This is a genomic window from Acidobacteriota bacterium (assembly GCA_026393675.1).
Classification (GTDB): domain Bacteria; phylum Acidobacteriota; class Vicinamibacteria; order Vicinamibacterales; family JAKQTR01; genus JBAXOX01.
This window is the reverse complement of record JAPKZQ010000012.1, coordinates 31,712-53,766: the sequence shown is the minus strand read 5'-3', so window position 1 is coordinate 53,766 and position 22,055 is coordinate 31,712. Positions and strand designations below refer to the sequence as shown.

Genomic DNA, 22,055 nt, shown 5'->3' with positions numbered 1-22,055 from the left:
TATGTCCAGTCGTAAGACCACGTTCTTCTACACCGTGCTCATTGCCGTCGCGTCGGTGGCGGTGGGAATGGTGATTGCCTCGCGTCTTGATTTGTCGCCCCGGTCTGATGCGCAGACGCTCGTCCCGCAGGTTGGCGCCAGCACGCCTGCGACCGGCCCGGTGGACGCCCAGACGTTCCGGACGATTGCCAAGGCCGTGACGCCGACGGTGGTCAATATCCGGACCACGTCCAAGCGGCAGGCCCAGGATCTGACCGACATGTTCGGCGGTAACGAAGATCAGCTCCGCCGCTTCTTCCCGCAGCCGCGCAACCGTCAGCCGCGTGAGGAAGTGACGCAGGCGGCCGGCACGGGCTTCATCATCAGCAAGGACGGGTACATCCTGACCAACAACCACGTGGTCGAGGGCGCGACCAAGATCGAGGTCGGCTTATACGGCGAGGAGGATCAGGTCTACCAGGCCAGGATCGTCGGGCGCGATCAGTTGACCGACTCGGCGCTCATCCAGTTGACCGACAAGGTGAGCCATCCGCTGCCTGAGGCCCGGCTCGGCGATTCCACGCAGATGCAGCCCGGCGACTGGGTGATGGCGATTGGCAATCCGTTCAACTTGAGCCACACGGTGAGCGTGGGCGTCATCAGCGCCCTCGGGCGGCCGATGCAGGTGGCTGACGGCCGTTTCGAGGACGTGCTGCAGACCGATGCCGCGATCAACCCGGGCAATTCGGGAGGGCCACTGCTCAACCTGCGTGGTGAAGTGATCGGCATCAACAGCGCGATCTATACCGACAGTGCGCGTGGCGCCAACATCGGGATCGGATTCGCGGTCCCGATCAACACCGTGAGGGACATCCTGCCGCAACTCGAGAAGGGCAAGGTCGTGCGGGGCCGGATTGGCGTCACCGTGGCGGACTTGCAGCATGACGCGCTGGCCGAGTTCGGCCTGAAGGAACGCAAGGGCGCGCTGGTCTCCGAGGTGCTGGCGAATGGCCCGGCAGTCAAGGCTGGAATCGAGCCCGGCGACCTGATTCTGGAATTCAACGGCAAACCCGTCTCAGGCCGTAACGCACTGGTCACGATCGTCATGAACACCAAGCCGGGCGCGTCCGTGCCGATCAAGGTGCTTCGTGACAAGGTTGAGAAGAGCCTGTCTGTCACGGTGGAGGAATTGAACCTCGACGCGGAAACCACTCGCAGCACGACCAGCGCCAGCGACGAGGAAGTCGGCAGCGGATTTGGCATGACGCTTGGCCCGCTCGGCGCAGATATGGCGCGCCGGCTCGAGGTGCCGTCGGGCACACGCGGCGTGCTGGTCACCGATCTCGATCCGAGCAGCACGGCGGCGCGCGCTGGTGTGCGTCCCGGAGACATCATCCTGCGCGTCAATCGGAGGCCGGTCGAAACCGTCTCCGACGCCACCAAGGCGCTGGCTGCGGTGAAGACGGGCGGCGCGGTCCAGATCCTGCTCTGGAGTCAGGGTCGGCAGCGGTTCGTCGTCATCACGAAGGAGTAGCCTCACCTGGACGACCACGCGATGGAATCCGACTGCCGCGCGCTCCTTGTTGATCGCATCCGGCAGTCGGGCCCGATCACGGTGGCCCAGTACATGGAGGTGGCGCTCTACGCGCCAGGCTCCGGTTATTACGCCCGCGCGGTCCAGCGATCAGGCCGCGCGGGCGATTTTGTCACCAGCGTGGATGTGAGCCCTCTCTTCGGCGAACTGCTGGCTGTCCAGATCGCCGAACTGTGGCATCAATTGCCGCCCGACGGCGGCGCCGGACCAGGACACCTCCACCTGGTCGAAGCCGGGGCCGGCAACGGACGCCTGTCGTGCGACATCCTTGACGCGCTCTCGCGACGGGATCCGTCGCTCTACGAAACGATCCGGCTCCACCTTGTTGAACGTAGTGCGGCGGCGCGTGCTGCGCAACCCGACACGCTTGGTCCCCACCGACGCACGCTGACCTCGTCATCGCCCGACCTGCCAGATACCGGTGCCGGCGTGCTGCTCGCCAACGAACTGCTCGACGCGTTTCCCGTGCATCTGGTGGTGATGACGCCCGCGGGCCTGGGCGAGATCTACATCGACGTGGATGGCGAGTCGCTGGTCGAACGCCTGGGGCCACCTTCGACCGAACGACTGGCCCACTACTTTGAGGATCTCGGCATCACGCTGCACCCGGGGGCCACCGTCGACGTCAATCTTGGCGCGGTCGACTGGATTCACGACGCGTCACGCCGTCTTGCACGCGGCTTCGTGATTCTCATCGACTACGGCTACGAGGCCCGGACGATGTACGCACAGCCGAACGCCGTGGCCACCCTGACGGCATTCTCGCGGCACATGGCCGATCCGCCCGGGCCGGGCAGCCGGGGCACGCCGTCGTGGCTCGTGGCGCCGGGCACTCGCGATCTGACGTCGCACGTCGATTTCACGACGCTCAGGCGCGAAGCGGGGCGCGCGGGGCTGTCGACGCTACTGGTCTCGAGCCAGTCGCGATTCCTGCTCGACCTGGTCGAGCGCAGCGGGCTCGTCGGCGATCTGGAGCGTCCGGATCGGCTGCGCGATCGCCTGGCGCTCAAGTCGCTGCTCGTCCCGGGGGGCTTCGGCAGCAGCCATACCGTGCTCGTGTTCGGCAAGAACGTCGAGAGGGCCGCCGTCCCGCCGGCGAGCGACGTTGTCACCGCGCCCTGAAAACGCGTACATTTGGCAGATATGCTCGAACGGGAAGTGAAGCTTCGATTCGACACCCCCGGTCAGGCCCGCGCGGCGGTCATCGCGGCCGGAGCCGCGCCGCTTCGCCCGCGGCGACTGCAGCAGGACAGCCTGTTCGACACCGACGATGAGTCGCTGCGGCGCAAGCGTTGCGTGCTGCGCATCCGGCAAGACGGGTCGACGGGCATCCTGACGTTCAAGGGACCGGTACAGCCGGGGCCGATGAAGCAGCGCGAGGAGCTCGAAACCGCCGCAGCCGACGGCGACATGCTTCGACAGATCTTTGACCGCCTCGACTTGCGCGCCTGGTTCCGGTACGAGAAGTACCGCGAGGAGTTCACGGCCGAGGGCGTCATCATCGCCGTGGACGAAACACCGGTGGGCACCTTCGTCGAAATCGAGGGCACCTCGGATGGCATCACCGAGATGGCCGCGGCGATGGGCAAGGGCGCGGGCGACTTCATTCTCGATTCGTACTACGGGCTCTTCATGAAGACGCGCGAAGCGCTCGGATTCAAGGGCCACGACATGGTCTTCGACGACCCGGGCCGCTCCCAATGACGGCGGCTGCCGACAGGCGATCCACGCACGATCCGGCGTGGCCGGCGATGGTGCTGACGGCCGGTCTCGGTACTCGCCTGCGCCCGCTGTCGCTGCTGTGCGCCAAGCCGGCCCTGCCCGTCGCGGGGGTGCCGCTTGTCGGGCGCATCCTCCGCTGGCTATCCGCGTCGGACGTCCGCTCGACGGTGCTCAATCTGCATCATCTGCCAGCGACCATCACGGCAGCGGTCGGCGACGGCACCGGGTTCGGCGTGCAGGTGCGCTACTCGTGGGAACGCACCATCCTCGGCAGTGCGGGCGGCCCGGCCCGTGCGCTGCCGCTCGTGGGCGCGGACCAGTTCTTCGTCGTCAACGGCGACACGTTGACAGACGTCAACCTCGCCGCGCTCGCAACTGACCACCAGCAGTCGGGCGCGCAGGTCACCCTGGCGCTCGTCCCCAATCCGGACCCGCTTCACTATGGCGGTGTGACGGTTGACGGGGATGGACGGGTCACCGGGTTCACGCCACCCGGACCCGCGAACATGGGCCTCCACTTCATCGGTGTGCAGGCCGTGGACGCAGACGTGTTCGCCCCGCTCGATCCGGACGTGCCGGCCGAGACCATCAATGGCATCTACCGCCGAATGATGGCGCGACGTCCGGGATGCGTACGCGCGTTTGTCAGCGGCGCGGCGTTTCGCGACATCGGCACCGCGGCAGACTACCTCGACACATGCCTCGACATCGCGCGGATCGAACACGTGGGCGAGTGCCTGCTGGGGCGCGGCGTGACCGTGGCCGACGGTGCGCGCGTCACGAACTGCGTCCTGTGGGATGATGTGCGGGTCGGACACGGCGTGACGCTCGATCGGTCGGTCGTTGCCGCTGGCGTCTCGATCCCGGACGGCGCGCGCCACGAGCGATCGATCATCCGGCCTCGCGATGGCCCGCCCGCCGAACCCGGGGAACACGTGGTCGGAGATCTGCTCGTGTCGTCGATTGACGCGCGGCGACCGGCCGCCTCAGAAGAAGGATAGATTCGCATGTCGACGCTCACTGCTGCCCCGGATGTCCCGCTGCCCGATCAGATCAACGCCTACCTCGATCGGGCGGGCCTGGCCGCGGCTGGCGCCCGTGTGCTGCCGTTGACCGGCGATGCGTCCGACAGGCAGTACTTCCGGGTGATTCCGCGGGACAGCGCGCCGTTTGTGCTGGCGTTGAACGCAGCGCCTTTCAGTTACGACGCCCTGCCCTTCGTGAACGTCGCATTGTTACTCGCCCAGGTCCCCGTCCCGATTCCAGCGATTCTCGGGCACGCCGAAGACCTCGGCATCCTCGTCCAGCAGGACCTGGGCGATGTCACGCTCCAGGCTCACGTGGGCGCGGCCGCCGAGGCGGCCCATGCGGCGCTCTACCGCCAGGCCATCCAGTTCATCGCGGACATCCAGCGGCGAGGCCAGGAACTGGCATCTGACCGCTACATTCCGTACTCGATCGCATTCGACGTCGAGAAGCTGACATGGGAGTTCGACTTCTTCGTCAAACATTTCGTCGGCGGATACCGGGGCGCCACCATCACGCCTGCCGCGCGCGAAGCCATCAGCCAGGAGTGCGGAGCCATTGTGGAGGAACTGGCCGGCGAGCCGCGCGTCCTCTGCCATCGCGACTATCACAGTCGCAATCTGATGCTTCGCGGCGACCAGCTCTTCATCATCGATTTTCAGGACGCACGGATGGGCCCGGATACCTATGACCTCGTCTCCCTCTTACGCGATTCGTACGTGGACATCGGCGAGGACGACGTCCAGCAGTTCATCGCCTACTTCCTCGCGCTCAAGGGATCCCCGACGTCGCAGACGGACCTTGCCGAATTCAGGCGACGATTCGACCTGATGGCGCTGCAGCGCAACCTGAAGGCCCTCGGCACCTTCGGCTACCAGACCGCCACCCGTCGGAACTCGGTCTACATTCAGTACATCCCGCGCACGCTTCGTCACGCCCGCACCAACCTCTCCAGGTACCCCCGATTCGCGCGGCTGCGCGACCTGCTGGCGGCCCACATCGAGGAGTTCCGGTAGCGAAGCGCCGCCTCACACAGCCGGGCGCTCTCGGGTGCGCGCGGCGCCGGAAGACGCACCACCCACGCGTCATTCCCAGGAGGGGGCCGGGTTAGTTTTCCACCTGGTGGCAGATCCCTCGTACACGGGACGACTAACCCGTCCCCGGTCTTCCCGTAATTGCCGGCCAGCCAGCGTTGAAGGCCGCGCTCAGGGCGTCCCGCCTTCAGCACGAGATCAACCAGACCCACCGCTCGAACCAAGCCCACAACTCGGACCGAAGCCAGGTCCGCCGCACCTGATTCGGGCTACAATCAGCGGCACAGGTCCTCGCAGTTGAGGAACGACCCATGGCTATGACGCCGCCGCCATCCCGCCCTCGCCGAGAAAGCCATGGCGGGACGGCGAATGCCGGTAAACAGGTCGCGGCGATAGCCACTCGGTTTGGTATCGACGTGCTGTACGCGTTCGGGAGTCGGGCGCGCGAGGCTCTTGCGCATCTGGTTGGCAGCGAGACGTTTGCCGCAGGCGGGACATCAGACCTGGACCTGGCCGCACTCCCCGAACCCGGGCGGATCTGGAGCGTTGACGAGCGGGTCTTGATGACTGCCGCATTTGAAGACGTGTTTGCCGCGCCGCGAGTCGACCTGATCGTGTTGTCCGAGGCGCCGCCGTTTCTGGCCCTTGCGGCGGTGTCGGGCGAACTCCTCTTCGCGCGCGATCGAGTGCGCGAAGCCAACTACCAGTTATATGTCTTGCGGCGCGCCGGTGATCTGGCGCATTTTGAGCGGGAGCGCCGGGCCCACCTGCTGGCGACCATGCCATGACCCCCTCCCGCATCAGTGCCAGCGTCGTCGCCGAGCGAATTGCCTGGATCGACGCCATGCTGGCCGACATCCGTCGGTTGCCCCTCGATTCGATCGAGGCCTTCGAGGCGGATCCGCGAACCCCGGCTGCTGCGGAATCATACTTGCGGCGCGCGTTGGAAGCCCTGCTCGATCTTGGACGCCACGTGCTGGCCAAGGCCTTCGGGCAGCCCGCAGCCGAGTACCGGGACATCCCGCGCTACCTCGCCGAGCACGGTGTGATAGACGAAGCTGGCGCAGTGCGCTGGCTCAAGATGGCCGGTTATCGTAACCGGATGGTTCATTTCTATGCCGAGATCTCGCGAGCCGAGCTCTTCGACATTTGCGCGACCAAACAGGCCGACATCGAGTCGGCCGTCGGGGCGATCCGTGCCTGGATGGCTGCGCATCCTGAACTGGTCGACACGTCACTGTAGCGCGATGATCGTGTCGGCCGACATCTTTCGTCTCGGCACCGGGGGCATCCGCGCCCTCGGCTGGTTCGGCAACGACTGGCGCCTTGAAACTGGCGACTTCGTTTGGGGCGCACCCCCAGCGGCCGGCCCCGGCAAGTAATGTGTCGACGCTCAGGGCGCAAGACCTTTCCAAAACCGACTTCGGACTGCGAGGTTCAACGACTTTCGACTTCGGACTGGAAGCCTCGCGCCGCTCACTTCGGCACGACGAACTTGCCTGATGTTTCGAACCGCTTGAAGTCGCCGTAAGTAGCGCGGCAGTTGACCTTCGTCATGTTGTCTTCGCCGGTAAAGGTCGACCGCATCGGCGCCTCGTAGGTTTCGAGCATCTCAGCGGGCACCAGTATTCCCAGCTTCGGCTCGAGGGTGTAGGTCACCGTGATGCTCGCGGTCGTATTCACCCTCAAAGGCGCGGTGGTTCCTCTTCCCCCCGTGCTCGCGTTGGACGCGATCCTCATCTCCGAGTCGATCTGCATGTGCGTCTTCAGCACCCGGCCGTCGACCGGATCGATCCACGCCTCGCCCTTGACTGGCATGTCCTTCCCGCTCGAGGTCCTGATGATGGTTGGTTTTCGCGCCTCCTCGTACTTCACCTTCCACACGCGCACGCCGCCGACCTGGTCGTCCTTGTCCTTCGTGAACCGGAACCGTCCCTGGTTGGCCGCTGACAGGAAGAAGAGCGCGACGGTTGGCACGTTGAAGTTCCGCTGCATGGCGCCCATGTTGTATCGCGCGCTCTCGGCCGCAATCTTCCTCCCTTGCTCGACGGCGCTGGCAGGTGCCTCGGTGAACAGCTTCGCCATGCGGTCCTTCGCGTCGGAGACGGGCTTGCCGTCAACCTCGTACACGTTGCGGAACCCATCCCAGTCGTTCCCGCTCCGAACGAGGGCGAATTCGGCAACGAGTTGTCTCGAAATCGCCCGAGGCCCGGCGTCTTCTCGCTGCAGCCATTGGCTGTAGTGTTCCACTCCGATCACGAGCGACATCTGCTCGGCGTAGCCCTGGATGTAGGTGGCGACGCGGGGCATCAGTTCGTCGACGTTGACGGCCGCCGTGGTGTGCTTGACGGGTTCCGGGGCCGCCGAAGGCGCCTGCTCGGCCGGCCTCGCGACTCCTGCGGCAGGCGGCTGAGCGGGCTGCGGCGGCGGCTGTTGCTGCTGTGCGATGACGGGAACCAGGGCAAGCACGCAGAGAGGAACAACAAGAGCGCGACGCATGGACGGTCCTCCGCGAACGCTGGGGCAGTGTGGTGGACAGGCAGGCAGATTGTAGCGGAATCGAGGGGGACCGGCGGGACAAAACCTAGGAGGACAGACTGGACAATCGGAGGCATTAGCGGCCTCCCAGGGGCCGCCTCCGAGGCCGTGAACATAACGTGCATTCTCAGACGGTGATTTCGGCCATCCAGCGGCCCGAAGGGGGACGCTGACACGGGACACAGCGTCTCGCGAATGTCTGTCTCCGGCACGACGTGTTGATCTGCTCGGACGAGATCCACTGCGATCTCGTCTATCCGGGAGCCGGGCATCTACCCATTGCCTCGCTCGGCCCCGAGGTGAGCCGCCGGACCGTGACGCTAATGGCGCCCAGCAAGACGTTCAACATCCCCGGGCTGCGTTGCTCGTTTGCGATCGTGCAGGACCCGGCGCTGCGGGCACGCGTGGCCGGAGATCACGGCGGCGACTTCGCCGAAGTGAACAGCCTCGGGCTCGTTGCGGCGACGGCGGCGTATCGCGACGGTCAACCATGGCTCGACGAAGTTCTGCAGTACCTCGAGTCCAATAGGACCATCGTGGTGGATTTTGTACGTCGTGAACTGTCGGGAGTCACGATGGTGGCGCCCCAGGGCCACGTACCTCGCGTGGCTCGACTTCCGGCAGAGCGGTATTGACAAGGACCCGTACCAGTTCTTCCTGCAGCGCGCTCGCGTGGCGTTATCGTCGGGGCCTTCATTTGGCACGGGTGGCGACGGATTCGCGCGATTGAACTTCGCCTGCCCGCGCGCCACTCTCACCGAAGCGCTGAATCGGATGAAGCAGGCGTTGTGCTAACTGCGCTGTGGCTCGCGGTAGACTCAGACTAGCAGTTGTTGATGCGCGGGGAATCGACGTCGAGTCACCATCATGAGGAGTGTGCCATGAGCGAGCCCGAAGAAGATTTCGCCTCGATGTTCGAGGCTTCGTTCCAAGCGACGCACTTCGACAAGGGACAGACCATCGAGGGCACGATCGTCGCCATCGGCCCCGAGGTAGCGTTCGTCAACGTCGGCGGCAAGGGCGAGGCCGTCATCGAGATCGACGAACTGAAGAACGCCGATGGCGCTCTCGAGGTCGCTGTCGGCGACCGCATCCAGGCCATGGTGGTGTCGACCGAGGGAGGGCTCACGCTCTCCCGGAAGCTGGCGCGCGGGACCGCGACCGATCGGCAGCTCGAAGACGCGTTCCACGCCGGGCTTCCGGTCGAAGGCAAGGTCGAACGGGCGGTGAAGGGCGGATACGAGGTGCGAATCGCCCGCCAGCGCGCCTTCTGCCCGATGTCTCAGATCGACACCATCCGGAATGCGGCTCCGACGGAGTACGAAGGGCACGTCTACACATTCCGGATCATCGAATACAAGAAGGGTGGCAGGAACCTCGTGGTTTCGCGGCGCGCGCTTCTCGAGGAGGAGCAACGGGTGAGCGCCGCAGAAATCCGGCGATCGATCGTCGTCGGCGCGGTGTTGACCGGGCGCGTCGCCTCCGTGCGCGAGTTCGGCGCGTTCGTGGATCTTGGGGCCGGCGTGCAGGGCCTGCTCCACGTCTCCGAGATGGGATGGTCCCGTGTGTCGGATACGTCGCAGGTCGTCAAGCCGGGCGAGGAGGTCACCGTCAAAGTTCTGCGCGTCAATGACGACGGGCAGAAGATTGCCCTTGGGCTGAAGCAACTCACCGCCGATCCGTGGTCGACGGTCCACGAAAGGTACGAGGTGGGCCAGGTGCGCACCGGCCGTGTCACGCGCCTCGCGGAGTTCGGGGCGTTCGTCGAGTTGGAGCCGGGGATCGAGGCTTTGGCGCACGCCTCGACGTTTGCGCCGTCGGGGCGTTCGGACGGGTGGTCTCGCCTGGTGGCCGTGGGGACCATGGGGGGATTCGAGATCCTGAGCATCGATCTCGAGAAGAAGCGGATTGGCATCTCGCTCGTTCAGGACTGGTCGGCTCCGGCCGGCGCCGACGTAGATGAGTTGCGCGAGTACTCTGAGCGCCAGGATGTTGCCCCGGCGGAGGCGTTCGGGTCGCTTGCCGAAAAGTTCCGCGGCGTACTCAAGTCGCGGGAGAAATAGCGCGTCAGAACCCGAGCAGGCGGGCCAGCCACCGCGTTGAGCGCGGGCATTGGCACCGCTCCGCCGCCGGCACAGCGCGGAGGAACACGGCGACCACGGCCCGGCAGAGGTCGTGGTCCCAGGCCAGCAGGTATCGGACGCGGTGCGGCAGGCTCAACACCCACTGCCGCACGGCCGACGGCGATGCCACGCCATGGAGACCGCATGCGGCGTACCACGCGTCGAGATTGGGAATTGTCGAACGATTCTAACGATCGGATCGGCGCGAATCGCCGATTCTGCGCCCATCGAGACGCGCGACGATGGCAGATTCTGCCAATGCCCGCGCACGCATCGCTGGATGGATGCTAATGGGCGAACGGAGGAAGATGGGGGGGCAGTGACAGTAGCGGGCGAACACGAGGCCGCAGCCAGTCTGGCAGCGAATAGTGACCCGACCCAACTTCGCGCATCGTACGGCCTCCCGTTCGAATCCGCTACAATAAGAGATTCAACATCGCGGGGAGTTCGTCATGAAGCACGAAGGCACCGTTGCGTACATCGAGGACATTGCCCGGTACGACGGGCAGCAGGTCGTCATCCGCGGCTGGCTGCACAACCGCCGATCGAGCGGCAAGATCCACTTCCTCACCATCCGCGACGGGAGCGGCTTCATCCAGGGTGTCATGTCGAAGGCGTCGGTAGACGAGGCGACATTCCTGGCCGCCGATCACCTGACCCAGGAGACCTCACTCATCGTCTCCGGCAAAGTCCGCGCCGACAAGCGGGCGCCGGGCGGCTATGAACTCGACCTGTCGACGCTGGAGATCATCGGCGCCTCGGCCGAGTATCCCATCACGCCGAAGGAGCATGGCGTCGACTTCCTGATGGACCGGCGCCATCTCTGGATCCGCGCCGAGCGGCAGCACGCCATTCTGCGTGTGCGCGCCGAAGTGATTGCGGCCGTGCGGAGCTTTTTCGACGACCGTGGCTTCATCCTGGCCGACACACCCATCTTTACGCCAGCGGCCTGCGAAGGGACAACGACGCTCTTTCCGGTCCAGTACTTTGACGACACCACCGCGTATCTGACGCAGAGCGGACAGCTCTACAACGAAGCCAATGTGATGGCGCTCGGCCGCGTCTACTGTTTCGGCCCGACGTTCCGCGCCGAGAAATCCAAGACCCGCCGGCACCTGACCGAGTTCTGGATGGTCGAGCCCGAAGTCGCGTTCGCCACACTCGACGACGTCATCGACCTGGCCGAAGACCTCGTAATCTCCGTGGTCGGCCGGGTGCTGGATCGCCGGCGGCTCGAGCTGACGAAGCTCGAACGCGACCTCTCGAAGCTGGAACTGGTTCGCAAACCGTTCCCGCGCATCAGCTATGACGACGCCGTCAAGATGCTGAACGAGACGGGACAGCCGTTCGAGTGGGGCGGCGATTTCGGAGCGCCTGACGAGACAATTCTGGCCAACAGTTTTGATCGGCCCGTCGCGGTGCATCGCTATCCGTCCCAGGTGAAGGCGTTTTACATGGAGCCCGATCCGCAACGGCCCGAGGTCGCCCTGTGCGTCGACGTGCTCGCGCCGGAAGGCTATGGCGAGATTATTGGCGGCAGCCAGCGTATCGCGGATTACGACCTGCTGCTCAAGCGCATCCACGACCACAAGCTGCCGCCCGAAGCGTTCCAGTGGTACCTCGACCTGCGCCGCTTCGGCACGGTGCCTCATGGTGGGTTCGGGATGGGCATCGAGCGGGTCGTCAGCTGGATCTGCGGGCTCGATCACCTGCGCGAAGCCATCCCGTATCCGCGCATGATCAATCGGCTATACCCCTGAGTCGGGAGTCGGGAGTCGGGATTCGGGGTTCGGGAGAGCCCGCAGGCGCTGGCGCTCGTGTCGGTGGGAGGGCGGCTTCCGAAGCGACCCCTCGAACCAAGCCGACAGCGAAGTCCTGAGCGAAGTCGAAGGGCGTCAGTCTGCAAAACGTGCCGTGAGGGCCAAGACAGGCGTGGGGATGGGGGGCCCCACGCAAGATCGGCGACCGAACCAGGCAAGGCATGTTTTGCCGGCTTGCGTGAGCGGGGACGCGGAGGAACCGTCGTCCCGCAGGCACGAGGCTGCGCGCAGGGAGCAAGAAGAGCGTCAGATGAAGATAGGTTTCGTGTCTCTCGGCTGCCCGAAGAATCTCGTCGACTCCGAGGTAATGATAGGCCTCGTCCAGCAGGCGGGCCATGAGGTCACGCCGGATGCCGAGACCGCCGACGTGCTGGTGGTCAACACCTGCGCGTTTATCGACTCGGCCAAGCAGGAATCGGTCGACGCGATTCTGGAGATGGCCGAACTGAAGCGGACGGGCCGCTGCCGGCGGCTCGTCGTCACCGGCTGCCTGGCGGAGCGCTACCGCGACGACCTGCAGGCGCAAATCGGTGAAATCGATGCCGTGCTCGGCACCGGAGAGGTACCGGATATCGTCCGGGCGATTGCATCCACGGCGCCAACCCGGCCGGGTGCGATGCCCGTCACGCTGTACCGAAGCACCTCGTTCGCCGGGTCTAACAGCCTCCGCCAAGGCTACGGCGGTCCGCCGAAGCGTGGCGCGAAGGCGGAAGACCCGGCCTCCATACGGACTGTCACGCCGTCAGGACCGAAGGCCGGGCTGGAGCCCGGCGATCCCAGGGGAGATCCCGAATCCCGAATCCCGAGTCCCGAATCCCGAATCCCGAGTCCCGAACCCCGCGTGCCACGCCGAAGCAGGCCGGCAGGCCGCGTGGCGAAGGCGGGAATCCCGAGTCCCGAACCCCGAATCCCGACGCCCAGCTATCTCTACGACGCCGACACACCCCGCACGCTGGTGACGCCGCCACACTACGCGTACGTGAAGGTGGCCGAGGGGTGCGACTACACCTGCTCGTTCTGCATCATCCCCACGCTGCGTGGCCATTATCGGAGCCGGACCGTCGAGTCGATCGTGACCGAGGCGCGCCGGCTCGCCGACCGCGGCGTGCGGGAACTCATCCTGATTTCGCAGGACACGACCTTTTACGGTGTCGACCGGGGTGAGCGCGGTGCGCTTGCCCGGCTATTGCGCGAGCTGAACCAGGTCGACGGCCTCGAGTGGATTCGCCTCCTGTACCTCTACCCCACGACCATCCACAACGATGTGCTCGACGCGATGGCCGACTGCGAGAAAGTCTGCCGGTACATCGACCTGCCGTTGCAGCATGCCGCTGCTGGCGTCCTCAAACGCATGAAACGGCCGGGAACCGGCTCGTCGTACCGGCGACTTCTTGACCGCATCCGCACCCGGATCCCCGACGTGGCGCTCCGGACCACGCTCATCGTCGGCTTCCCGGGCGAGACACCAGACGAGTTCGAGGAACTGAAGTCGTTTGTCGCCGACGTCCAGTTCGATCATCTCGGCGTCTTCACGTATTCCCATGAGGAAGGCACAACGGCCTTTGCGCTGAAGGACAACGTGCCCGCCCGCGTCAAGGCGGCGCGCAGAAACGCGCTGATGGCCCTCCAGAAGCGCCTGGTCCAGAAGGCGCAACGACGCCGTGTCGGCCAGCAGGTCAGGGTACTGGTGGATGGCCCGGCTCCCGATCACGATCTCGTCCTGCGCGGGCGGCTGGCCAGCCAGGCTCCCGACATCGATTCGTGTGTCTACCTCACGGATATCGACCCGAACGACTACCGTCCCGGGCAATTCGTCGACGGCATCGTGGTCGGGGCGCATCACTACGACCTGGTGGTCCGGCCCGCCTCGATGTGATCAAGTGCGCTCCTCGTACCGCGAGTGCTGGGCTTCGAGGTCACGGTAGCGCTTGGAGGCCTCGACCCAGCGCGCGCGATCGCGCGGCTCGAAGCGGCGCAGCGTGCGTGACCCGCCCAAGAGGCGCCGCCCTTCTTCGAGCGACGCCAGTTCACCGGTCGTGATGGCCTGCACGAGCACGTTTCCTGTCGCTGTGGCTTCGACCTGGCCTGCCAGCACGGGCCGCCCGCTGGCGTTTGCCGTGGCCTGGTTCAGGTAGTCATTCTGCGATCCACCGCCGACGACGTGCAGGCCTTTGATCGCTTGGCCGGTCAGTTGCTCGATTCGGTCGACGACAGACCCGTAGCGCAGCGCCAACGAATCCAGGACGAGTTTCGTGAGCAGAACAGGATCGTTGGTGTCGGCCTGTCCTGAATCGGTGAGTGCGACGCGCAGCGCACTCACCATGCTGCTCGGGGTGAAGAAGCGGCGGTCGTCGGGAAAGACCACACCCGCCGACTCCGGCACCCGAGCCACTGCCCTCAGCAGCGACGGCAGGTCCTGCCCCCGCCCTTCTGCCTCCCACTCGCGCCGGCACGACTCGAGCAGCCAGAGCCCCATCACGTTCGCCAGGAGATGCACACTGCCGAACACGCCTGACTCGTTCGTGAGGTTGGCGCGAGCGGCCGCCTCCGACAATAGCGGCTCGTTGCGCTCGACGCCAACGAGCGACCACGTTCCCGACGAGATGAACGCCCAGCCCGGGGCGAGTGGCGTGCCCGCAACGGCGCTGGCCGTGTCGTGCGTGCCTGGCGCGATGACCGACACGGGCGCCACGTCTCGTTCGCCGCCGAGCTCAGGCCGCAGCGTGCCGAGCGCGGTGCCGGCGGCGACAATGTCCGGCATCAGGTGGCGCGGCAGGTGTAAGCGGTCGAACAGTTGCTCGTCCCAGCGACCGGTCCTGGCGTCGAGCAACTGGGTCGTGGACGCATTGGTGCGTTCCGACACGAGCGAGCCGCACAGCAGGTGGTGGCAGAAATCGGGCATCAGCAGCAGATGCGTGGCACGGTCCGACAGGCCATCGCGCACGTGCGCCCACAGCTGGTACAAGGTGTTGAACTGCTGAAACTGGATCCCGGTGCGGGCGTAGATCTCCTCGCGCGGCAGCACCGCGAGCACCTCGTCGATCGCATCGGCAGTACGCTCGTCGCGGTAGCAGATCGGATCCTCAAGGAGATGGCCCTCGGCATCGAGGAGGGCGTAGTCGACGGCCCACGAGTCGACGCCGATCGACACGATCGGGGCGAGCAGGCTTTCAGCGGCGGCCCTCGCGCGTTGGAGGCCCGCCCGCACACCCTCTGTCAAGGCGCCGATATCCCAGCGAAGGTGCCCGTCGACCCGCCGGGGGGTGTAATGAAAGCGATGGACCTCGGTGAGCCGCAAACCGGTGGGACCCGCGCCGCCGACGAGGGCTCGCCCGCTGCCAGCCCCGAGATCGATCGCGACGTGGAGCGCATCGCTCTTCCGCCTCCGCTGCCCGTTCGTCAAGGTTCACCTCGATTGACAGCGCGAGCCCGAGGACCCAGGCCTGGGTCCTCTCCACCAGAACCACATCGTCGGGCGCCTCCACGACAGCCGGGATCTTGAGGCCGCGGCGAATTCGGTTACCGCAAGAACGCCTCGGGCAGCCCGCCGTCTACCGGGATGATATGGCCGGTTGTTCGTCCGCTCCGGTTGCTGACCAGCCAGAGAATGGCCTCGGCGCAGTCGTCTGGCCCGATCGGTTCCTTGAGCAACGTCCGGTTCGCGTAGAAGCGCGCGAGCGTCGTGCGCAACTGATCGGTGCTCTCCTCCTCGCTCCATCCGATCCCGTACTTCGTCAGCGACGACTGCACGCGGTCGCGCGAGAACATCGTCGAGCCGCTCACCACCGTGGCCGGAGCGATCCCGTTGACGCGCACGGTGGGCGCGAGGCGAATCGCCAGCTCCCGCACCAGGTGGCTGACGGCGCTCTTGCTGACATCGTAGGCTTCGCTGCCGCGTTTCGCCACGACGGCGTTGGCCGAACTCGTGAGCACGATGGCGGCCGGGATCTTCTGCGCGTCAAGCACCGTCGCCGCTTCGTCGGCCAGCAGGTAGTTGGCAGTGACATTCAGGGTCAGCGTCGACTGCCACTCTTCGTCCGTAATCCGGCCGGCCAGATCGGGAGACGGGAACACGGCCGCCGTGTTGATCACGATATCGAGGCCCCCGAAACGGCGAACCGTCTCCAGAATCGTGCGGCGGATGCTCTCGCGGCTGGTGATGTCGACGGCGCACGAGGCGACCGCGTCGGCGCCCGCCACGCGGCCCACCAGCTCGGCCGTCTCAGACGCCGCGGCGGCGTTGAGGTCGGCGACGACGAGGTGCGCGCCGAGCGCCGCGGCCTTCAACGCCACCGCCCGCCCGATGCCGCTGGCGCCGCCTATGACGAGGAATACACGTCGGCTGAACTCCTTTGGCGGCGGCATCCGCTGCAGCTTGGCCTCCTCGAGCGCCCAGTATTCGATGTTGAACGCCTCGCGGCCAGGGAGAGCCACGTAGTTGTTGACACTGGTGAAGCCGGCTGCACGGTCGGGGCTCTTGGGCTGCGAGAGCGGCCCTGGCGCGGTGCGCCCCCCGCCGAGCGCGGTCGCACCGGCCATCACGCGGATGGCATTGCGGTAGAACTCGGCCGTGAAACGCGCCTCGCGGCTGGTAGCGCCAAACGCGAACAGTCCGACGCCGGCGACGAGCACGACCGAGGGATTCGGGTCGCGCAGGCTGGGCGAGCCGGGAGTCGCAAACGACTGGTAGTAGGCCGTGTACTCCTGCCGGTATCGATCGGCGCCCCGGGTGATGGCCTCGCGCAGCATGTCGAGGGTTCCCGTCGCCGGATCCCATTCGACATGCAGCGGCTTGATCCGCGTCCGCACGAAGTGGTCGGGACAACTCGTGCCGACTTCCGCGAGCACCTCGGCGTCCTGGGCATTCACGAATCCGAGCGATTCGTCCGACTCGTCGAAGACGCCGATGGCTGGACGCAGTGTGGCCATGCGCCCGCGCAGGAACGGCAGGATCGCCATGGCCAGATCATGCCGATCGATCCGCGCCGCGTGCCGCGCGCCGCCGAACAGCGGGATCCGCTGCTGGTAATCGAGCACGAACGTGCCGAGGTCATCGATCACGGCCAGCGTGTTCAGGTAGCACGCGCGCGAGGTCGCTCCCCAGGTGAACAGCCCGTGGCTGGCCAGAATGATGCCTTCGCAGTCTGGCTGCTCCTCCACGGCACGCCGCAGCATCAAGGCCAGTTCGAAGCCGGGACGCTGCCACGGCACCCACACCAGTTTGCGGTTGAAGCGGCGATTGAACTCGTCCAGTCTTGCTTTCCCGTTGGCGCTGGCCGCCAGGGCGATGGCCCAGTCAGGGTGCAGGTGGTCGACGTGATCGAACGGCAGGAAGGCGTGGAGCGGCGTGTCGATCGAGGGCGCCACGCCGTGGTTGGCGACGCTGAAGCGCGGGTAGTGCGCCACCATCTCGTCCTCGTACGCCTCGCCACGGTAGATCGCGCGGAGTTGATGGAGCCGTGCGAGATCCAGCACGGCAAAGCCGCCGCTGCCGATCGTGCCGAGATCACCACCGCTGCCCTTGACCGCGAGGACACGAACAGGTCCGCTGGTGACGGGATCAGGCACGTCGAATTTCCCGCTGGTGTTGCCGCCGCCGTAGTTGGTGATGCGCTGGTCGGCGCCGAGGAGATTCGAGCGGTAGCGAAGATGTCCGAGTGCATCGGCCTCAGGCCCCGCGTCATGGTCGTTCCAGAGATCGTGGAGGTGCGTCATGATGACCTGTTCCAATGCGAGAAGATGAATGAGGATACGTCGTGTCGCACGGTACCGCGCCGCGCCGCGCCACGCCGGGGGGAGGATCCAGCAGACGCCGTCATGGGCGCTCGCTGCGCCCGTCCGAGGCCGGATGGTAACATCACGCTCCCGTCCATCGCAAGGCAAGAGGTCAAGCCGGGATCCACAGCCTTGACAACCCCTCCGCGACGTCGATAATCGGTGCCATGAGACTCCACAAGGTCATCCGCCTCGCCCCGCTTCCGTTCCTGTTGCTGGTGGTCGCGCACGGCCAGGCGCCAGCGCCCGGATCCTCCGAGGCCCCTGCCGTCGTTGCGGCAACACTCCGGGCGGACCGGCCCGGAGCGGTTGTCAATCGCAACATCTACGGCCACTTCGCCGAGCACCTCGGCCGAGGCATCTACGAGGGCATCTGGGTCGGGCCGGATTCGCCGATCCCGAATACCCGCGGCATCCGCAACGACGTCGTCGCCGCGCTGAAGGACCTCCGGATCCCGGTGCTGCGATGGCCGGGTGGCTGCTTCGCCGACGAGTATCACTGGAAAGACGGCATCGGTCCCCGCGACAAGCGCCCCTCCATGATCAACACGCACTGGGGCGGCGTCGTCGAAAACAACCACTTCGGCACGCACGAGTTCATGGATCTGGTCGAGATGCTCGGCACCGACGCCTACATCAGCGGAAACGTCGGCAGCGGCAGCGTCCAGGAAATGATGGAGTGGGTCGAGTACCTCACCTCCGGCGCGAGTTCGCCGATGGCCAATCTTCGCCGGCAGAACGGCCGCGACACGCCGTGGCGCGTGCCGTACTTCGCGGTCGGGAACGAGAACTGGGGCTGTGGCGGCACGATGCGCCCCGAGTATTACGCCGACCAGTTCCGGCGCTACAACACGTTCATCAAGAACTACGACCGGGCCAACCCCATCTACCGCGTGGCGTGCGGATCCAACGGCGGCGACCTCAACTGGACGGAAGTGTTGATGAACCAGGCCCGCCGCCAGATGAACGGCCTGTCGCTCCACTACTACACCCTGCCCACGGGGAACTGGGGCGCGAAGGGTTCGGCCACGGTTTTCGGCGAGGACCAATGGTTCTCGACGCTGAAGCGGACCTTGCAGATGGACGACTACATCACGAAGCATGCCGCCATCATGGACAAGACCGACGCGGACAGGCGCGTGGGCCTCGTGGTGGACGAGTGGGGCACGTGGTACGACGTCGAGCCCGGCACCGAGACCGGGTTTCTCTACCAGCAGAACACGCTGCGCGATGCTCTGGCTGCTGCGCTCAACTTCCACATCTTCCACCGCCACGCCGACCGCGTGGTGATGGCGAACATCGCCCAGACGGTCAATGTGCTGCAGGCGATGATTCTCACCGATAAGGAAAAGATGCTTCGCACGCCCACCTACTGGGTGTTCGAGATGTTCAAGGTTCACCAAGGCGGCACGTTCCTCCCCGTGGAATTGACGTCGCCGGACTACGCCTTCGGCGGGCAGACCATCCCGGCCGTCAGCGCCTCCGCCACGCGGGCGACCGATGGCAAGACCGTTCATCTCTCCCTCGTCAACGCCAATCCGCACCAGCCGGTCACACTCGCGGTGAGGTTGGCGGGCGGGTCTTTCACCGCGGCTTCGGGCCGGGTGCTCACGGCCACAGCCATGCAGGCGCACAACACATTTGTCGCGCCTGACGTTGTGAAGCCGGCCTCATTGACCGGAGTGACGCTTGCCGGCGGGACGCTGAGCGTGAGCCTGCCAGCCAAGTCGGTGGTGATCGTCGAACTGCGATAGCCATCAGGAGCGGCATCTAGCGCGCGTCGTCGAGGACGGGGTTCGGACCAGCACCATCCTGGTCGACCTCTGCGTCTCTCGGGCGTGGATGGCTCGAACACTCCAAGTGAAAGATCTCGCGGAGATCCCGCGACACCGGGCTGTCGTCCCCGTTGGTGGGCATCAAGTCGCGCATGTGCCGCCACCACCGCCGGCCCACGTCGGTCGCAGCGACCCGAGCCCACAGGTCGTCGCTCTCCACCTCGACATACCCGAACAGGTCGTGCGACTCGGGATCGAGGAAGATGGAATACGTGCCCACGCCATGATCGAGCAACGCCTCCTCCAGATCCTTCCAGATCGGATTGTGACGCCGCTCGTATTCCTTCGCAGCGCCAGCGTTCACGCTCATCCGAAACGCCTTGCGAATCATGTTGAACATCCTCCCCGCACAAGAGGCCTGACACCCTGCGTCACTCGCGACAGAAAGCCGCCAGTCAGAACGCCCTGCGCAGCCCTTCCCACCTGACCGTCCAGCGACCGTCCCTCGGAAACCCTGGCGCCGAACCTGGCGGCGCGCCGTCCCATCCGGCGGCCATCATCGCCACGGCGTAGAGCAACCCGCCGTTGCCCGGCAGGTAAATCGTCAGGCCCGGCCGCTGGTAATTGTGGCCATTTGCCAGGTACACGTTCTTCGGCGTGTCCATCAGCAGCGCGTCGACGGCCAGATTCGGCTGTCCAAGCCGCGCGGCCGTCATCGCCATCATCGGATAGTCCCAGCCCCACGTGGACGGCCAATCCCAGTGATCCCAAATCCACGCGAATGTGCGGCCCATCGTCGCCGGATCAATGTCCACCCCCGGCAGTACGCCGAACGAAGCAACCACGGACGGATGATCGGTCGCCATCCGGGGGTTCGAATAGGTGTCTGGCGCACTTTCGGCAAACAGGTACCTGCCGTCAGTGACAGCCGGCTTCGCGAGTGTCTTCAGCACGTGGTCCCACGTCGCCTCGCGGGTCATGCCCAGCCGTTCGCGCCAGCGCTGCGCGACCTGCAATCCCCACGCCCAGTAGCTCAGTTCATAGGTGCAGTTAAAGGTGCGGTCCTTGGGATAGGTTTCCTGCGCGCACTGCAGCGGCGGGCCGAGGACGAAGCGTCCGCCCTGTTCGTCCCAGGCGGGAAACGACGCCATGAACTGGGCGGTCTCGAACACCACCTGTCGGTATTGCTCGAGCGTCGCTCGACCAGGACGCGTGCGGTAGACCAGCTCCGCGTAGAAGATGGGATGCGGTTGCTGCCACACGAGGAACGGCCCGACGTTCGACGGTGATTCATCGCCTGTCGGGCTGGTCATTTTCGGCCAGCGTGCGCCCGTGTAACCCTGGCGCACCGCTGTCGCGCGGGCCTTCGGCAGAATGGCCTGGTAGTAGCCGAGACTTCTCTCCAAGAGGGGCAGGCGATCCCACAACGCAAACTGCGCGGCATGCCACCAGTGCATCTCGAGGTGGAACTTCCCTTCCCAGCTGTTGAATGTGAGTCCGGATTCCTGCGGCGGATACCGGCCGGCACACTGGATCGCCGTGAGGTACTGCGAGAGCACGATGCGGCGCTCGAGCTCTCGCCATCGGGGATCGGTGCTGCCGGAGAGATCGATGGCGCCGCCGGTCGACCAGAAGCGGTTCCAGTGCGTGCGTGTTGCGGCGGCGGTCTCGTCGTATGACGGCAGCGGCGCGGTCATCGGGGCTGGCGTGAACCCGACGACCAGGGCGAGCGTGCCGGAATCGGAACCGGCCGTCAGCAGGTAGGTGTGCGGCCCGGCGGTCGTCATCACGCCGGCTGGCCACCATCGCACCGCCGCGTAGTAGGTGTCCGCGTCGAGCGTGCGCACAAAACGGGCTTCGTTCGGCTGCGGCCGCGTGACCATTGTCTGGTGGGCATCCGGCCTGCTCCAGTCCGCCCCTGTTGCCTGGCCGGTTCCATAGGGAAACCGCACGTCGATCTTCACCCGACCGGTCTTCAACAACGCCGACACCACCCGGACGCCCACAGCATCCAGGCGTGGGTGACACAGGGTCACGACGTCTACCGCCTCGCCATCCAAGCGGAAGTGACTGACGATGGCGCCGTTCCAGAGGTCGAGCGTCTGACGGATGTCGGTGAGATCGACCGACGTGGCCGCTGAGCCGTCCGCACGCGTCAAGCGGAACCCAATTCGCCCAAGGTGCAGGCGGTGCGGATTGGCACGAAGCCAGTTGATCTCTGGCGTGCGTTCGCCGGGGATGTCGGCGTACCCGACCATCCGGCCGTGCGCCGCGAACGGCTTGAACCCGAAGCTCTCGATGGTCCACGCGTTCGGGTTCGGCCAGGTGTGCCAACCCCATTGCGACAAGGTGCCGAGAGGAATCGTCTGGTCGTACGCGTCAGCGAATGTCTGCAGCCCCGTCACATCAACGGTGAAGGCGAATTCACCGTTGCCGACCGATAGCGGCGATTCCGCGTCGAAGCGAGCCAGCACGGGGTGGTGCCGCGTGACGAGGGCGCGGCGATCGATGGCCGTCTGCACCGACGAATTGTCACCGGCCGGAAACGAGAGCACGGCGGCCACAAAGATCAGCGGAATCGCCGACATGGCGCTGAAACCAGTTTGTCGCATACGACGGTGACACCCTAACGCAAACCAGCCGGCCCGCAAAAGACGCGGAGACTTCTC

General features: G+C 65.8%; 16 protein-coding genes and 2 pseudogenes. 12 read left to right on the top strand and 6 right to left on the bottom strand.

What is annotated here, in order from left to right; translation table 11 throughout:
• The first annotated feature begins 1 nt into the window (after position 1).
• The 7 genes from NT151_04185 (at position 2) to NT151_04155 (ending at position 6,598) form a co-directional block, all read left to right on the top strand.
• A complete protein-coding gene (locus NT151_04185) occupies positions 2 to 1,513 on the top strand; it encodes a Do family serine endopeptidase (protein ID MCX6538120.1) in 1,512 nt (503 codons plus the stop codon).
• Between the two features lie 21 nt (positions 1,514 to 1,534).
• Positions 1,535 to 2,695, top strand: a complete 1,161-nt coding sequence (locus NT151_04180; GenBank protein MCX6538119.1) for an SAM-dependent methyltransferase — start codon at positions 1,535 to 1,537, stop codon at positions 2,693 to 2,695.
• Positions 2,696 to 2,716: 21 nt separating this feature from the next.
• A complete protein-coding gene (locus NT151_04175; GenBank protein MCX6538118.1) occupies positions 2,717 to 3,277 on the top strand; it encodes a class IV adenylate cyclase in 561 nt (186 codons plus the stop codon).
• Positions 3,274 to 4,296, top strand: a complete 1,023-nt coding sequence (locus tag NT151_04170; protein ID MCX6538117.1) for an NDP-sugar synthase — start codon at positions 3,274 to 3,276, stop codon at positions 4,294 to 4,296. Before NT151_04175 ends, NT151_04170 begins: the two co-directional genes overlap by 4 nt.
• 6 nt (positions 4,297 to 4,302) lie before the next feature.
• A complete protein-coding gene (locus NT151_04165; GenBank protein MCX6538116.1) occupies positions 4,303 to 5,337 on the top strand; it encodes a phosphotransferase in 1,035 nt (344 codons plus the stop codon).
• A gap of 329 nt (positions 5,338 to 5,666) precedes the next feature.
• Entirely contained in the window at positions 5,667 to 6,143 is a 477-nt protein-coding gene (locus NT151_04160) for a nucleotidyltransferase domain-containing protein (GenBank protein ID MCX6538115.1), read from the top strand.
• On the top strand, positions 6,140 to 6,598 hold the full coding sequence (locus NT151_04155; protein ID MCX6538114.1) for a DUF86 domain-containing protein: 459 nt from the start codon (positions 6,140 to 6,142) through the stop codon (positions 6,596 to 6,598). Before NT151_04160 ends, NT151_04155 begins: the two co-directional genes overlap by 4 nt.
• A 233-nt stretch (positions 6,599 to 6,831) precedes the next feature.
• Here NT151_04155 and NT151_04150 read toward each other — a convergent pair whose 3' ends face one another.
• A complete protein-coding gene (locus NT151_04150; protein ID MCX6538113.1) occupies positions 6,832 to 7,854 on the bottom strand; it encodes a hypothetical protein in 1,023 nt (340 codons plus the stop codon).
• A 236-nt stretch (positions 7,855 to 8,090) separates the two neighbouring features.
• Here NT151_04150 and NT151_04145 point away from each other — a divergent pair.
• Both NT151_04145 and NT151_04140 read left to right on the top strand, forming a co-directional pair.
• Positions 8,091 to 8,528 (top strand): annotated as a pseudogene (locus NT151_04145) (aminotransferase class I/II-fold pyridoxal phosphate-dependent enzyme).
• Positions 8,529 to 8,774: 246 nt separating this feature from the next.
• Positions 8,775 to 9,956 carry a S1 RNA-binding domain-containing protein gene (locus tag NT151_04140; GenBank protein ID MCX6538112.1) on the top strand — a complete coding sequence of 394 codons (1,182 nt, stop codon included), beginning with the start codon at positions 8,775 to 8,777 and terminating at the stop codon, positions 9,954 to 9,956.
• A 4-nt stretch (positions 9,957 to 9,960) separates the two neighbouring features.
• On the opposite strand, the gene NT151_04135 is transcribed toward NT151_04140, so the two are convergent.
• Complete coding sequence (locus tag NT151_04135; GenBank protein MCX6538111.1) at positions 9,961 to 10,146, bottom strand: hypothetical protein; 186 nt, start codon at positions 10,144 to 10,146, stop codon at positions 9,961 to 9,963.
• A 322-nt stretch (positions 10,147 to 10,468) separates the two neighbouring features.
• On the opposite strand from NT151_04135, the gene asnS reads away from it, so the two are divergent.
• Positions 10,469 to 11,776: an asparagine--tRNA ligase gene (asnS, locus tag NT151_04130; GenBank protein MCX6538110.1), complete on the top strand. Its 1,308-nt coding sequence runs from the start codon at positions 10,469 to 10,471 to the stop codon at positions 11,774 to 11,776.
• Between the two features lie 310 nt (positions 11,777 to 12,086).
• A complete protein-coding gene (gene rimO, locus NT151_04125) occupies positions 12,087 to 13,712 on the top strand; it encodes a 30S ribosomal protein S12 methylthiotransferase RimO (protein ID MCX6538109.1) in 1,626 nt (541 codons plus the stop codon).
• Here the strand turns inward: rimO and NT151_04120 are convergent, their stop codons facing one another.
• Complete coding sequence (locus tag NT151_04120) at positions 13,713 to 15,239, bottom strand: rhamnulokinase (protein MCX6538108.1); 1,527 nt, start codon at positions 15,237 to 15,239, stop codon at positions 13,713 to 13,715.
• Between the two features lie 116 nt (positions 15,240 to 15,355).
• A complete protein-coding gene (locus NT151_04115) occupies positions 15,356 to 17,551 on the bottom strand; it encodes a bifunctional rhamnulose-1-phosphate aldolase/short-chain dehydrogenase (protein MCX6538107.1) in 2,196 nt (731 codons plus the stop codon).
• Positions 17,552 to 17,778: 227 nt separating this feature from the next.
• Between NT151_04115 and NT151_04110 the strand changes: the two genes are divergently transcribed.
• Entirely contained in the window at positions 17,779 to 19,365 is a 1,587-nt protein-coding gene (locus NT151_04110) for an alpha-N-arabinofuranosidase (GenBank protein ID MCX6538106.1), read from the top strand.
• Between the two features lie 100 nt (positions 19,366 to 19,465).
• Here NT151_04110 and rhaM read toward each other — a convergent pair.
• Both rhaM and NT151_04100 read right to left on the bottom strand, forming a co-directional pair.
• Positions 19,466 to 19,777: pseudogene (gene rhaM / locus NT151_04105) on the bottom strand (L-rhamnose mutarotase).
• Positions 19,778 to 19,841: 64 nt separating this feature from the next.
• On the bottom strand, positions 19,842 to 21,998 hold the full coding sequence (locus tag NT151_04100) for a glycoside hydrolase family 65 (GenBank protein ID MCX6538105.1): 2,157 nt from the start codon (positions 21,996 to 21,998) through the stop codon (positions 19,842 to 19,844).
• Between the last annotated feature and the right edge of the window lie 57 nt (positions 21,999 to 22,055).